Origin of the sequence: Mesorhizobium sp. C277A, assembly GCF_040324395.1 — a bacterium.
GTDB lineage: Bacteria > Pseudomonadota > Alphaproteobacteria > Rhizobiales > Rhizobiaceae > Mesorhizobium.
In genome coordinates this window covers 4198871-4211539 of record NZ_JAMYVW010000002.1, presented here as the reverse complement: position 1 = coordinate 4211539, position 12669 = coordinate 4198871, and the positions used below count along the sequence as shown (strand labels likewise).

12 protein-coding genes are annotated in these 12669 nt (G+C 62.1%); 8 read left to right on the top strand and 4 right to left on the bottom strand.

Translation table 11 applies throughout. The features are described from left to right. Positions 1-31: 31 nt before the first annotated feature. A complete protein-coding gene (locus tag NKK52_RS20750; protein ID WP_084633967.1) occupies positions 32-1636 on the bottom strand; it encodes an ABC transporter substrate-binding protein in 1605 nt (534 codons plus the stop codon). Positions 1637-2000: 364 nt separating this feature from the next. Between NKK52_RS20750 and NKK52_RS20745 the strand changes: the two genes are divergently transcribed. Continuing rightward, the gene (locus NKK52_RS20745; protein ID WP_023682992.1) at positions 2001-3191 is read left to right on the top strand and encodes a M24 family metallopeptidase; all 1191 of its coding nucleotides are present in this window, start codon (positions 2001-2003) and stop codon (positions 3189-3191) included. A gap of 170 nt (positions 3192-3361) precedes the next feature. Here the strand turns inward: NKK52_RS20745 and NKK52_RS20740 are convergent, their stop codons facing one another. Genes NKK52_RS20740 through NKK52_RS20730 form a run of 3 tightly spaced genes read right to left on the bottom strand, consistent with a single transcriptional unit; the run spans position 3362 to position 5844 of the window. Then, on the bottom strand, positions 3362-3778 hold the full coding sequence (locus tag NKK52_RS20740) for a cupin domain-containing protein (protein WP_023669853.1): 417 nt from the start codon (positions 3776-3778) through the stop codon (positions 3362-3364). A 4-nt stretch (positions 3779-3782) separates the two neighbouring features. After that, the gene (locus NKK52_RS20735; protein WP_023682993.1) at positions 3783-4637 is read right to left on the bottom strand and encodes a phosphoenolpyruvate hydrolase family protein; all 855 of its coding nucleotides are present in this window, start codon (positions 4635-4637) and stop codon (positions 3783-3785) included. A 13-nt stretch (positions 4638-4650) separates the two neighbouring features. Beyond that, on the bottom strand, positions 4651-5844 hold the full coding sequence (locus tag NKK52_RS20730; protein WP_023682994.1) for a Tm-1-like ATP-binding domain-containing protein: 1194 nt from the start codon (positions 5842-5844) through the stop codon (positions 4651-4653). Positions 5845-5955: 111 nt separating this feature from the next. Between NKK52_RS20730 and NKK52_RS20725 the strand changes: the two genes are divergently transcribed. The 7 genes from NKK52_RS20725 (at position 5956) to NKK52_RS20695 (ending at position 12654) form a co-directional block, all read left to right on the top strand. Beyond that, positions 5956-6639, top strand: coding sequence for a TetR/AcrR family transcriptional regulator (locus tag NKK52_RS20725; RefSeq protein ID WP_023682995.1), 684 nt, complete (start codon positions 5956-5958; stop codon positions 6637-6639). 360 nt (positions 6640-6999) lie between these two features. Beyond that, positions 7000-8316, top strand: coding sequence for an ABC transporter substrate-binding protein (locus NKK52_RS20720; protein WP_023682996.1), 1317 nt, complete (start codon positions 7000-7002; stop codon positions 8314-8316). Positions 8317-8384: 68 nt separating this feature from the next. Beyond that, complete coding sequence (locus NKK52_RS20715) at positions 8385-9290, top strand: carbohydrate ABC transporter permease (RefSeq protein ID WP_023682997.1); 906 nt, start codon at positions 8385-8387, stop codon at positions 9288-9290. A 1-nt stretch (position 9291) separates the two neighbouring features. Continuing rightward, entirely contained in the window at positions 9292-10251 is a 960-nt protein-coding gene (locus NKK52_RS20710; RefSeq protein WP_023682998.1) for a carbohydrate ABC transporter permease, read from the top strand. Then, positions 10248-10469 (top strand): hypothetical protein, encoded by a 222-nt coding sequence (locus NKK52_RS20705; RefSeq protein ID WP_023682999.1) that lies wholly within the window; start codon positions 10248-10250, stop codon positions 10467-10469. The genes NKK52_RS20710 and NKK52_RS20705 overlap by 4 nt, the downstream gene beginning before the upstream one ends. After that, positions 10466-11569 carry an ABC transporter ATP-binding protein gene (locus NKK52_RS20700; protein WP_023683000.1) on the top strand — a complete coding sequence of 368 codons (1104 nt, stop codon included), beginning with the start codon at positions 10466-10468 and terminating at the stop codon, positions 11567-11569. Before NKK52_RS20705 ends, NKK52_RS20700 begins: the two co-directional genes overlap by 4 nt. Further along, complete coding sequence (locus NKK52_RS20695; RefSeq protein ID WP_023683001.1) at positions 11569-12654, top strand: ABC transporter ATP-binding protein; 1086 nt, start codon at positions 11569-11571, stop codon at positions 12652-12654. The genes NKK52_RS20700 and NKK52_RS20695 overlap by 1 nt, the downstream gene beginning before the upstream one ends. Positions 12655-12669: the final 15 nt, after the last annotated feature.

Here is a 12669-nt window from a genome sequence, read left to right as displayed (position 1 = left end):
TTCTTTGCGAACTTTCATCCGCGCAAATGTGTCACGATTCCAGATAGGTGTCCGCCCAGTTCGACACCGCCCATCGCGGGTTGTTGGCGATGTTGCCCACGGTATCGCGCGCGACGCTGATGAAGCTCCATTCGGCGACGTTGATCAGCGGCAGGTCCGCCGCGACCTGTTTCTGGAATTCCTTGTAGAGGTCGGTGCGCGCTGACGTATCCAGCGTCTCCGAAGCCTTGGCGATCAGCGCGTCGAGCGCGGCGTTCTTGTAGCCGCCCTGGTTGGAGAACGGCACGCCGTCGGGAATGCCGCTCTGCACCAGGATGGTGGTCGAGATCGCCGGGTCGCCGCGGAACACCGGCGGGCCGACGGCGAGGTCGAAGGTGTGGTCGGTGTAGACGGCCTTGATGTGCGCGGCCGAGTCGTTGTTGACGATCACGGCGTCGATGCCGATTGCCGCCAGCGCCTGGCGCAGATAGTCGCCGAACTGCTTCGTCTCGTTGAAATAGGGCGCCGGCAGGAGTTTCAGCGCAAAACGCTTGCCGTCATCGGCGCGCTTGTACCCCGCGTCGTCGAGCAAGGCGTTGGCCTTGGCGACGTCGAATGGATAGATCGGCACGTCGGCAGTGTAGAATTGCGGATCGTTCTTCGGCACCGGGCCGGTGGCGGTGGCGGCATAGCCGAGGAACACCGTCTTGACGACGAAGTCCTTGTCGATGGCATGCGCGATCGCCTGGCGGACCTTCACGTCGGCCAGTTCCTTGCGGCGATGGTTGATCTCGACGACGAGCTGATAGGTCAGCCCCTCATAGCCCTTGGAGATCACCTTCAGGCCCGGCACCTTGGAGATGCGGTCGAGGTCGGCCAAGGGCACGGCGGAGAAGGCGGCGAGCTGGATCTCTTCGGCCTCGAGCGCCGCTGCAGCCGACGTGCGGTCGGGTAGCACCTGGTAGATGATCTCGTCGAGATACGGCTCGTCCTTGGCCCAGTAATCCGCATTCCTGGTCAGCTTGTAATACTGGCCGGCCTTGTATTCGCCGAACTTGAACGGCCCGGTGCCGATGGGTGCATTGTTGGCCGGGTTGTCCTCGATCTTGCCGACCTCGTAGATGTGCTTCGGCACCACGCTTGACAGCGCCGGCAGCGCGTTGCGGATCAGCTGGAACGGCGTTGGCTTGGCGAATTTGAAGACGGCGGTCAGATCGTCAGGGGTGTCGACGCTGGCCAGATCCTTGAACACGGTGCGGCCGAGATTTTGCAGCGGCTTCCAGATCTGCAGCGCGGAGAAGGCGACGTCGGCCGAGGTGAACGGCTCGCCGTCATGCCACTTGACGCCGTCGCGCAGTTTGAAGGTCACCGACAGCCCATCGGCAGCACCTTCCCAGGAGAGCGCAAGGCGGGGTTCCAGTCCGTCCTTGCCTTCGAACGAGGCTTCGGCCAGCGTTTCGACGATCTTGCTGGAGATGAAGAAGACGCCGTTGGAGGCGACGATGGCCGGATTGAGGTTGCGCGGCTCGGAATCGGCGGCAAGCACGAGGCGGCCGCCCTTCTTCGGCGTCTGCGCCCAGCTGAATGTGGGCATGGCGGTGGAGGCCAGCAGTAAAACTGAGCCGCCAAGCAGCGTGCGTCTGGAAATATCCGACATGATCAACCTCCGTCCTCTCCGCGACCAGATGGGCGCATCCCTCGAAGCTGGCCGCACCCGCCAGTATCCTCGCGGCGATTATGGCCCTTGCCAAGGGTTTCGCCAGAGACGGAATTGGCGCATCTTTGCTTGGCTTTGAAATTTTCGTCCGCTGGACCAGTTTAGAGGTGGGCCTTTCATTTTGACATTCTGGTAGGACCAGATTGCCTTCATGTGCAGCAATGACGACTTGGTGACTGCCTGCCGAAGCTACTTTCCTTGTTTCTGGCTGGACCAGAGTGAACAAAATGGTGCAGATTTGATCGAAAGCCAAGGGATCGGCCGCTGCACGACCGGCGATCCCACGGAAATCAGGGAGAGAACAATGAACATTGCCCCGGGCAAGAGCGCCGTCAGCAATATCCCGTTCGACCAGGCGAGGGTCGACCGGCTGATGGAAGAGGCCGGCATCGATGTTCTGCTCGCGACGTCCAAGCACAACACGCAGTATCTGCTCGGCGGCTACAAGTTCATCTTCTTTGCCGCCATGGATGCGATCGGCCATAGCCGTTACCTGCCTGTCGTCGTCTATGAAAAGGGTGGGCCCGATCATGCCGCCTATATCGGCAACCGCATGGAAGGCGCCGAGCACCAGAACAACCCATTCTGGACGCCGACGCTGCATGCCGCCTGCTGGGGCACGCTCGATGCTGCCAATCTTGCGGTTGAGCACATCAGCAAAATCGGCAAGGCAGGCGCCCGCATCGGCATCGAGCCGGCCTTCCTGCCGTCGGACGCCTATGCGCTGATCCGCATGGCGTTACCGGATGCCAGGCTGATCGACGCGACCGGCATGCTGGAGAGCATGCGCGCCATCAAGACGGACGCCGAGCTGGAAAAGCTGCGTATTGCCTCCGAGCTAATCACGGATTCCATGCTGGCGACCATCCAGTGGGCGCATGAAGGCACGACCAAGGCGGAGATCATCGAGCATCTGCGGCGCGAAGAAACCAATCGCGGCGCGCATTTCGAATATTGCCTGCTGACGTTGGGCGCCAGCCACAACCGCGCGGCGTCACCGCAGGCGTGGAAAAAGGGCGAAGTGCTGTCGATCGATTCCGGCGGCAATTATCACGGCTATATTGGCGATCTCTGCCGCATGGGCATTCTGGGCGAACCGGATGCCGAGCTTGAGGATCTATTGGCCGAGGTCGAGACGGTGCAGCAGGCGGCGTTCTCGAAGGTGAGGGCGGGCACCATCGGCGGCGACATGATTTCGCATGCCGAGGGTGTGCTGAAGGCCTCCAAGGTCGCGCCCTACACGGATTTCTTCGCCCACGGCATGGGCCTGATCACGCATGAGGCGCCGTTCCTGATGACCAACCATCCGGTGACCTATGAAGGCACCTATGCCGCCAAGCCGCTGGAGACAAACATGGTGCTGTCGGTGGAGACGACCATGCTTCACCCGACGCGGGGGTTCATCAAGTTGGAGGACACGTTGGCGGTGACGGATGCGGGGTATGTGATGTTTGGGGATCGGGCACGGGGGTGGAATAGAGGTGGGATAGCCTAGCTCGGCGCTACCCCCTCACCCGGATTGCCATCCGAATTGCGAAGGGCAATTCGGGGCTATCCGACCTCTCCCCGAGGGGAGAGGAGTTTGCGCCGGCGCTGGCTTCTGCCTCTTCTCCCCCTCGGGGAGAAGGTGGCCGCGAAGCGGCCGGATGAAGGGGGCCTTCGCGATTACTTCCCCGCCGGGATCAGCCTGAAATCCGGCAGCTCCCGCAGCACCAGTTCCGGTCCGGCCGGCGAATAGACGACGAAGAGCTGCATCGGCCCATCGCCGGTATTCAGCGTCGAATGGAAACGGCTTTCCGGCACATAGATGGTGCAGCCGGGGCCGACCTTGGCGACGACCGGATTGCCCTCCTCGTCCTCGACCATCTGCTCGCCATTGCCTGAGATGACGAAGATGATCTCTTCCGCGCCGGGATGGTTGTGGCGCGTATGGCCCTTGCCTGAGGGCAGGTCGACGACACCGCCGGAAAAGCGCTCAGCGCCATTCACTTCAGGCGCCACCGTCAGCGACAGCTTGCCCCAGTCAAAGCCGAAGGCGCTCACGTCCTTCGGGTATACGAACACCTTGCTCTTGTCGGTCATGATCTCATCCCTTCTTTTTCTTCTGGTCGTGCGGCGTGACGGCCTTGAAATCCGCCGTCTGCCTGGCGATCGCGGCTTCAGCCGGCAGCCGTTCCATCGAACTCGCGCCATAAAAGCCGTGCAGGCCCTTGCAGCGGTCGAGGATGTAGCGGGCATCATCCGGCATCGAGATCGGCCCGCCATGGCAAAGCAGGATGACATCCTTGCGCACCGAGCGCGCCGCGTAGGCGATGGCGTCGATCTCGACCACGCAGTCGTCGAGCGACTTGGCCGACGTGGCTCCGATCGAGCCGCCGGTCGTCACCCCCATATGGGCAACGACGATGTCGGCGCCGGCTTTTGTCATGGCGCGCGCCTCGTCGGGGTTGAAGACATAGGGCGTGGTCAGAAGATCGAGCTTGTGCGCCTCGGCGATCATGTCGACCTCCAGCCCGAAGCCCATGCCGGTTTCCTCAAAACTCTGGCGCATGCTGCCATCGAACAGGCCGATGGTCGGGAAATTCTGCACGCCGGAAAAGCCCATCGTCTTCAGCTCGGCAAGCAGCAGCGGCATGATGACGAAGGGATCGGTGCCGTTGACACCGGCCAGCACCGGCGTCTTTTTGACCACCGGCAGCACCTCGTAGGCCATTTCCTTGACGATCTCGTTGGCGTTGCCATAGGCGAGCAGGCCGGCAGCCGAGCCGCGCCCGGCCATGCGGTAGCGGCCGGAATTGTAGATGATGATGAGGTCGATGCCGCCGGCTTCCTCGGCCTTCGCCGACAAGCCGGTGCCGGCGCCGCCGCCGACGATGGGCACGCCGTCGGTGATCATCGCCTTGAACTTCTTCAATATGTCCTTGCGCGGTATTGCGGGCATTTGTTGACTCTCACTATCTGGCGATGTCGAGGAAGGCCGCGGTTGCGGCTTTGGCAAATTCCGGATCGTTGATGTGCAACGGCAGGCGTGTGACGCGGCGCGTGGCGCTCGGCCTGATGGTGCGCTCGATGGCATCGAACAGCACGGCGTCGGCTTCGAGGTCGAAGAAGGCGCCGCCCTCGATGTCGAGTGCCGAGACGCCTTTTTCGGGGATCAGGAAATGCACAGGGCCCTCGCAGCGAGCGAGCCTGGTGCCGATCCACTCGCCTATGCCGCGGCATTCATTCGCCGTGGTGCGCATAAGCGTGACGTTGGGATTGTGCTCGTAAAACAGCCGGCCCCTAAACTTCTCGGGAATGGTCGGCGGCGCCCAGAAATTGACCATGTCCAGCGCGCCCACCGAGCCTACATAGGGCAGCTTGGTGCGGACGATAGCGCCGAAGCGGTCTTCCGTCGCCGGCAGCACGCCGCCGAACAACAGGTCGCAGACTTCCGTCGTGGTGATGTCGATGACGCCGGCGAGCAGGCCCGAGTCCGCGAGCTTCTCCATCGAGCGGCCGCCGGTTCCGGTGGCGTGGAAGACCATGCAGTCGTAGTTGGCGCGCAACTGATCCGCGATGGCGGTCACGCAAGGCGTGGTGACGCCGAACATGGTGAGCCCGAGTGCCGGCTTGCCGGTGGCAGTCGGCGCCGGCCTGGCGGCCATGCCGGCGATTGCCTGCGCCGCATTGTGCAGCACGACGCGTGACAGCCGGTTCAGTCCCGCCATATCGGTGACCGATGGCATCATGATGATGTCGGAGACGTCGACATAGGGCGCGGTGTCGCCGGAGGCGAGCGTCGAGACCATGATCTTGGGCAGCCCAAGCGGCAGCGCGCGCATGCCGGCAGTGATGATCGACGTGCCGCCGCCGCCGCCAATGCCGATCACGCCTGATATGTCGTCGCGCGACTGAATGAAATTTGTGAAGGCGGCGCTCATGCCGGCCACTGCCGTGCCGCGATCATCGATGCCGAGCACGCCACTGGCTCCACCCGGATGATGCGCCGCGACCTCGCTGGCCGGGATATCGACCGGCACCGTGGCACCGCGCGTTCCGATGTCGACGCGGGCAACCGAACTGCCGGTGGCGGCAATAGCATCGGCCAGGAAGGCAAGTTCCTCGCCCTTGGTGTCGGCTGTGCCCACCACGTAGATGCGCTTCATCGCGTTTCTCCCGTCACCGGCCGACCGGCGCCGGGCCGCCTGTCGCCCTTTGCCGGCCTTTCGGTGGGCAAAGGTCATTGCAATTTTTTGAGACGCGCGTATCGTATTGACATGGAAGTCTCACGTCAACAAGCCGCTGGGAACGACGACGCCAACGAGGCTGCAGAACGCGGCCCACGGGCCCGCACAAAACGGCTGATGCTGAAGACGGCGACGCGGCTGATGCAGGCGGGCGTCACCCCGTCGGTCAGCGAAGTCGCGGAGGCGGCGCAAGTGTCGCGCGCCACCGCCTATCGCTATTTCCCCAGCCAGGCAGCCCTGGTGCAGGCGGTGGTTGACGAGGGGCTTGGGCCGATCCTGACCTGGCAATCGACGTCCACCGATGCCGGGCGGCGCGTTGCCGAATTGTTCGATACCGCCATGCCGCGCATCGAGGCTTTCGAGGCAACTTTCAAGGCGGCGCTGAAACTGTCGCTCGACCAATGGGCGCAGCGGCAGGCGGGCACGTTGGGCGGCGAGCCGCAATTCACGCGCGGACATCGCGTCCAGCTGCTGAAGGATGCCATCGCACCGCTCAAGGGCCGGCTGCCGCCGCGCGAGTTCAAGCGCCTGGCGCAGGCGCTGTCGATGATGTTCGGCGTCGAAGTGCTGATCGTGCTGAAGGATATATGGGGGCTCGATAGCCGCGGCACGCGGTCGGTCGCGCAATGGGCGGCGGGCGCCCTTGTGCGCGCCGCGGTGGCGGAATCAACGGCTGAAATCGATGCGGCCCCGACGGCGGCATTGGCGAAATAGCGCCAATCTGGTTCGACCAGATTTGGATGCCCACTATTGATGTTAACCGGGATGGCAGTGCCGAAACAAGGCTCTCCTATATCAACGAGTAGGAAAATTCAGGGAAAACAGTCGGATACATGAAAAATCCGGTTATACAAGGTCCGGTGGTGATCCAAGAAAGAGCTTGACGGCTATCCAAAATTGGTAATACCAGATCAGGACAGAAAAAGCGGATCGAAAGTGAGAGCTGCGATCCATTTTCCGGCAAAGCGAGGAGGCTTGGAACCGGAAAGGTGCGATCTCGGGAGGAACTACCAGGGCCGGCTTCACCGCCGGCTCTCATGACAAGGTAGAATGCGCACAAGGGAGGAAATCATTATGCGCAAGACAATGACCAGCCTGCTTGCTGGTATCGGCTTAGTACTTGCCTGCGGAACGTCCGTCTACGCGCAGGACAAGGAGCTCACCATCTTTTGGGCGGAATGGGATCCGGCCAACTACCTGCAGGAACTCGGCAACGAGTACGAGAAGGAAACCGGCGTCAAGATCACGGTGGAAACCACGCCCTGGTCCGACTTCCAGACCAAGGCTTTCACCGAGTTCAACGCCCATGGCGACGCCTATGATATGGTCGTCGGCGACTCGCAATGGCTCGGCGCCGGCTCGACCGGCGGCCACTATGTCGACCTGACCGACTTCTTCAACAAGCACAAGCTTGGCGAAGTGATGGCGCCGGCAACGGTGAAATATTACGCCGAGTATCCGGGCGGCAGCAGCAAGTACTGGGCGATCCCGCTCGAAGGCGACGCTGTCGGCTGGTCCTATCGCAAGGACTGGTTCGAGGACCCGAAGGAAAAGGAAGCCTTCAAGGCCAAATACGGCTACGATCTCGACGTGCCGAAGGATTTCAAGGCGCTGCGCGACATCGCGGAGTTCTTCTATCGGCCGGATCAGAAGCGATACGGCATCGCCATCTACACCGACAATTCCTATGACGCGATGGCGATGGGCTTCGAAAACGCGCTGTTCTCCTTCGGCGGCGAACTGGGTGACTACAAGACCTACAAGGTCGACGGTTTCATCAACTCCGACAAGGCAATCGCCGCACTCGACGCCTACAAGGAACTCTACACGTTCACGCCTCCGGGCTGGGCCAAGTCGTTCTTCGTCGAGGACAACCAGGCGATCACCGAAAACCTGGCCGCGATGAGCATGAACTACTTCGCGTTCTTCCCCTCGCTGATCAACGAGGCGTCGAACCCGAACGCCAAGAACACCGGCTTCTTCGCCAATCCTCCAGGCCCGAACGGCGATCAGTTCGCCGCACTCGGCGGTCAGGGCATCTCCATCGTCTCCTACTCCAAGAAGCAGGAAGAGGCGACGAAGTTCCTTGAATGGTTCATCAAGGACGAGACCCAGAAGAAGTGGGCAGCGCTCGGCGGCTACACCTGCAGCGCCGCCGTGCTCAAGTCGGACGAATTCCAGAACGCCACGCCGTACAACAAGGCCTTCTACGAGACCATGTTCAAGGTGAAGGACTTCTGGGCGGTGCCGGAATATGCCGAGCTGCTGCAGCAGCTCAACCAGCGCGTCTATCCCTACATGATCGGCGGCGAAGGCACCGCCAAGGAAACGCTGGACGCGCTCGCAGGCGACTGGAACGCGACGTTCAAGAAATACGGCCGCGGCCAATAAGCAGCTTTTCTCGCGGAGGAGGCATCCGTGCCTCCTCCGTTCTTTTTTTCCGAAACGGGAGCAGGGTCTTGGCGACCACGATGATCACCACGCTGGACACTTCCTCGCGGGCCGCTGCACGCGGCTTGAGCGACATGTCGATCCGCAACCTCTTCATAATCCCGACGATCCTGTTCCTGATCGTCTTCAATATTTTCCCACTGATCTATTCGCTGGGCTATTCCTTCACCGATTTCCGCGCGTCGACCAACGCGCCGGCGAATTTCGTCGGGCTGCAGAATTATCGCGATCTGCTCAACGATCCCTATGTCTGGTCCAACTTCGCCATCACCGCGAAGTACGTCATCATCTCGGTCGCGGGTCAGCTGCTCGTCGGCTTCGGCGTGGCCATGCTGCTCAACCGGGATATTCCCCTCAAGGGTCTCATCACAACGCTGCTGCTGCTGCCGATGATGCTGTCGATGGCCGTCGTCGGTCTGTTCTGGAAACTGCTCTATGATCCGTCATGGGGGGTCATCAACTATGCGCTTGGCCTCGGCAATTTCGAGTGGCTGGCCGATCCCAAGATGGCGCTCTATGCGGTTGCGCTGACCGACATCTGGATGTGGTCGCCCTTCGTCATGCTTTTGTCGCTGGCCGGCCTTTCGGCGGTGCCGAAGCATCTCTACGAAGCAGCGGCGATTGACCGCGCCGGACCGTTCTACACCTTCTTCCGCATCACGCTGCCGCTGGTCGCGCCGATCCTGATGATCGCGGTCATCTTCCGCACCATGGAAGCGTTCAAGACCTTCGACCTCGCCTATATCCTGACCAGCCAGCCGACGGCCGAGCTGATCTCTATCCGGCTGTACAAGATGGCGTTCCAGGAATGGCAGACCGGGCGCTCCTGCGCGCTCGCCTACATCGTGCTGATCATGGTGCTGGCCATCACCAACATCTACGTCAAGTACCTCAACAAGGTGAAGGAGCGCTGAGATGGCCGCCGTCCGCACTTCTTCCGAAATAGGCTTCAATCGCGTCGCCATCGTCGCCGTCCTTTTGGTGACGATCATCTTCCTGGCGCCGATCTACTGGATCGCCTCGACGGCGTTCAAGCCGCGCAATCTTGCCACGACCATCCCGCCGACGGTGGTGTTCCAGCCCGAGATATCGCCGTTCGTCAAGCTGTTCACCAAGCGCTCGCAGATGCGCAACCCGCCGTCGCCGGAAGAGTATGCGGCGGCACCCTGGTGGGAACGTGTCGTGTTTGACGGCGGTGAAAAGATCGTGCGCGACGGCAAGGGCCAGGTGCAATGGTCCGGCTATCCGAGCCGCTTCATGAACTCGCTGATCATCGCCATCACCTCGACGGTGCTGGCTGTCGGCATGGGTACCTTCACCGCCTACGGCTTCTCGCGCTTCAAGGTGAAGGGGGAGGCGGATCTGCTCTTCTTCATCCTGTCGACGCGCATGCTGCCGCCGGTGGTGGTCGCGATCCCGATGTTCCTGATGTACCGGGCCGTCGGCCTCAACGATTCCCATATCGGGCTGATCATCCTTTATACCGCCTTCAACCTGTCCTTTTCGGTGTGGCTGATGAAGGGGTTCATGGACGAGATCCCGAAGGAGTATGAAGAGGCAGCGCTAGTCGACGGCTACACCCGCATGGAAGCCTTCTTCAAGATCGTGCTGCCGGAGGCCGCCACCGGCATCGCCGCGACCGCGGTTTTCTGCTTCATCACGGCGTGGAACGAGTATGCCTTCGCGCTGATCATGACCAACCGCCGCGCCCAGACGGCGCCGCCCTTCATCCCCAGCCAGGTCGGCGCCGGCCTGCCCGACTGGACGGTGATCGCCGCCGGAACCTTCCTGTTCCTGCTGCCGGTCGCAATCTTCACCTTCCTGCTCCGCAACCATTTGCTGCGCGGCATGTCCTTCGGAGCGATCCGCAAATGAGCTTTCGAGCCATCAACCAGAAATATCTCGAACCGGGGTCTCAGGTGCTGATGGTCCTCGGCATCAACGCGCTTTGCCAGCCGTGGAACCTGCTGCTGCACAGCTATGGCGTGACCATCATCCTGATCGGCTTGATCGGCTTCAACATCACCTCGAAGATCGCGCCGGCGGAGAAGGCCGGTACCGGCCAGGTGCGCAATCCGGGAGCAGAGCATTGACCCAGATTGAGCTTCGCGGCGTCCAGAAATTCTTCGGTGCGGTCCAGGTCATCAAGGACCTCAACCTCAAGATCGACGACAACGAGTTCATCGTGCTGCTCGGTCAGTCGGGTTGCGGCAAGACGACGACATTGAGGGCGGTTGCCGGGCTGGAGACGATCGACGGCGGTGACATCCTCATCGACGGCAAGCCGGTGCAACACCTCAAGGCCGCCGACCGCGACATCGCCATGGTGTTCCAGTCGTTCTCGCTCTACCCGCATATGAGCGTCTATGAGAACATTGCTTTTCCCTTGCGCGCGACGCGCAAGAGCAAGGCCGAGATCGATAGCGAGGTGCGCTCGGTCGCCAAGACGCTGCAGATCACGGAACTGCTGGCCAAGAAGCCGTCGGCGCTGTCGGGCGGCGACATGCAGCGTGTGGCCATCGGCCGGGCTCTGGTGCGGCGGCCGAAGGCGATGCTGATGGACGAGCCGATCGGCGCCCTCGACGCCAAGCTGCGCGAAGAGATGCGGGCCGAGATCAAGCGGCTGCACATCAAACAGGGCTCGACCACCATCTATGTCACGCACGACCAGATCGAGGCGATGAGCCTCGCCGACCGCATCGTGATCATGCATGAGGGCGTGCTGCAGCAGGTCGGTTCGCCCGACGAGGTCTATTCGCATCCGGCCAATCTGTTCGTGGCGCAGTTCGTCGGCAGCCCGGTGATGAACGTCGCCGATGCGGCGATCGCCGAGACCGCATCGGCGGCCTCGGTCACCGTCGGTGGCGCTGCCGCCGGCTTCGAATTTCCGCGCACGCTTTTGTCCAAGCTCAACGGCCATGCCGGCGGCCAGCTGGCGCTCGGCATCCGGCCCGAAGGCGTGCTGGTGCGCCATGAAGCGGCGGAGGGTTTCTTGCCGGTCGAGACACAGATCGTCGAGCCGCTCGGCTCGTTCGACATTGTCGATCTCAAGGTCGGCTCCAAGATGCTGCGCGCGCGCACCAAGAGCGGCTTCGTCGGCGGCCCGGGCGAAAAGGTCTTCGCCAGGATCGATCCGACGCAGGCACATTTCTTCGACACGGCAAGCGGCAAGTCGCTTGAGGTGAGGCTCTGATGGCTCATATCCAGCTCAAGAATATTTCCAAGAGCTTCGGCAACCACACCGCACTGGCCGGGCTCGATCTCGAGATCGCCGATGGCGAGTTCTTCGTGCTGCTCGGCGAGACCGGCGCCGGCAAGACGACGACGCTGCGCATGATCGCGGGTCTGGAAAAGCCGACCGAGGGTCAGGTGTTCATCGACGGCGTCGACGTCGCCGACTGGGGTGCGGCCGAGCGCGACGTGGCGCTCGTGCTGCAGCAATATTCGCTCTATCCGCGCTATACGGTCCGCGAAAATCTCGAATTTCCCCTGAAGCCGAAGATACGTCGGCTGCCGGATGCCGAGATCAAGGACCGTGTTGCGCGGGCGGCCAAGACACTGCGGATCGAGCATCTGCTCGACCGCAAGACTGACCGCCTTTCAGGCGGCGAAATGCAGCGCGTCTCGATCGGGCGCGCCATCGTGCGCAAGCCGCGCGTGTTCCTGATGGATGAACCGCTGTCGGCGCTCGACGCCAAACTGCGCGAGGCGCTGCGCACGGAACTGAAGAACCTGCAGATCCAGCTTGGCGCCACCTTCCTGTTCGTCACCCACGACCAGATCGAGGCGATGTCGATGGGCGACAAGGTGGGCGTGCTCAACCATGGCCGCATCATCCAGACCGGCACGCCGCACGAGATCTATAACAATCCGCGCGATACCTATGTGGCGAGCTTCGTCGGCTCGCCGCCGATGAACCTGATCGATGGCAAGCTGGTCAACGGCCGCGCGGTGATGGCGCCGCTGAATTTCGAACTGCCTTTCTCTGGGGGTGCCAAGGCGGGCGGTGCGACCGACGGTCGCCCGCTCGTCTTCGGTATTCGACCTGAGGATGTGTATCTTGAAAGCGGTGCGCCGGTCGAGGCACGCGTCCACGATGTCGAGAACCATGGCGTGGAAAAGATCCTGACTCTGCGGGTCGGCGACACGACGCTGCGCGCCACGGTGCCGGCCAGAACCGATGTCCAGATCGAGCAGCCGGTGCGCTTTGCCTGGAATCAGGACAAGGTGGTGCTGTTCGACAAGGGCAGCGGCGTGAGCTTGCGGCACGCCAGCTAATTTAGACTACATCCA

What these genes read in the sequence shown, in the direction of transcription:
- NKK52_RS20750 (WP_084633967.1), bottom strand. Translation starts at nt 1,636, where the DNA reads ATGTCGGATATTTCCAGACGCACGCTGCTTGGCGGCTCAGTTTTACTG.
- NKK52_RS20745 (WP_023682992.1), top strand. Translation starts at nt 2,001, where the DNA reads ATGAACATTGCCCCGGGCAAGAGCGCCGTCAGCAATATCCCGTTCGAC.
- NKK52_RS20740 (WP_023669853.1), bottom strand. Translation starts at nt 3,778, where the DNA reads ATGACCGACAAGAGCAAGGTGTTCGTATACCCGAAGGACGTGAGCGCC.
- NKK52_RS20735 (WP_023682993.1), bottom strand. Translation starts at nt 4,637, where the DNA reads ATGCCCGCAATACCGCGCAAGGACATATTGAAGAAGTTCAAGGCGATG.
- NKK52_RS20730 (WP_023682994.1), bottom strand. Translation starts at nt 5,844, where the DNA reads ATGAAGCGCATCTACGTGGTGGGCACAGCCGACACCAAGGGCGAGGAA.
- NKK52_RS20725 (WP_023682995.1), top strand. Translation starts at nt 5,956, where the DNA reads ATGGAAGTCTCACGTCAACAAGCCGCTGGGAACGACGACGCCAACGAG.
- NKK52_RS20720 (WP_023682996.1), top strand. Translation starts at nt 7,000, where the DNA reads ATGCGCAAGACAATGACCAGCCTGCTTGCTGGTATCGGCTTAGTACTT.
- NKK52_RS20710 (WP_023682998.1), top strand. Translation starts at nt 9,292, where the DNA reads ATGGCCGCCGTCCGCACTTCTTCCGAAATAGGCTTCAATCGCGTCGCC.
- NKK52_RS20705 (WP_023682999.1), top strand. Translation starts at nt 10,248, where the DNA reads ATGAGCTTTCGAGCCATCAACCAGAAATATCTCGAACCGGGGTCTCAG.
- NKK52_RS20695 (WP_023683001.1), top strand. Translation starts at nt 11,569, where the DNA reads ATGGCTCATATCCAGCTCAAGAATATTTCCAAGAGCTTCGGCAACCAC.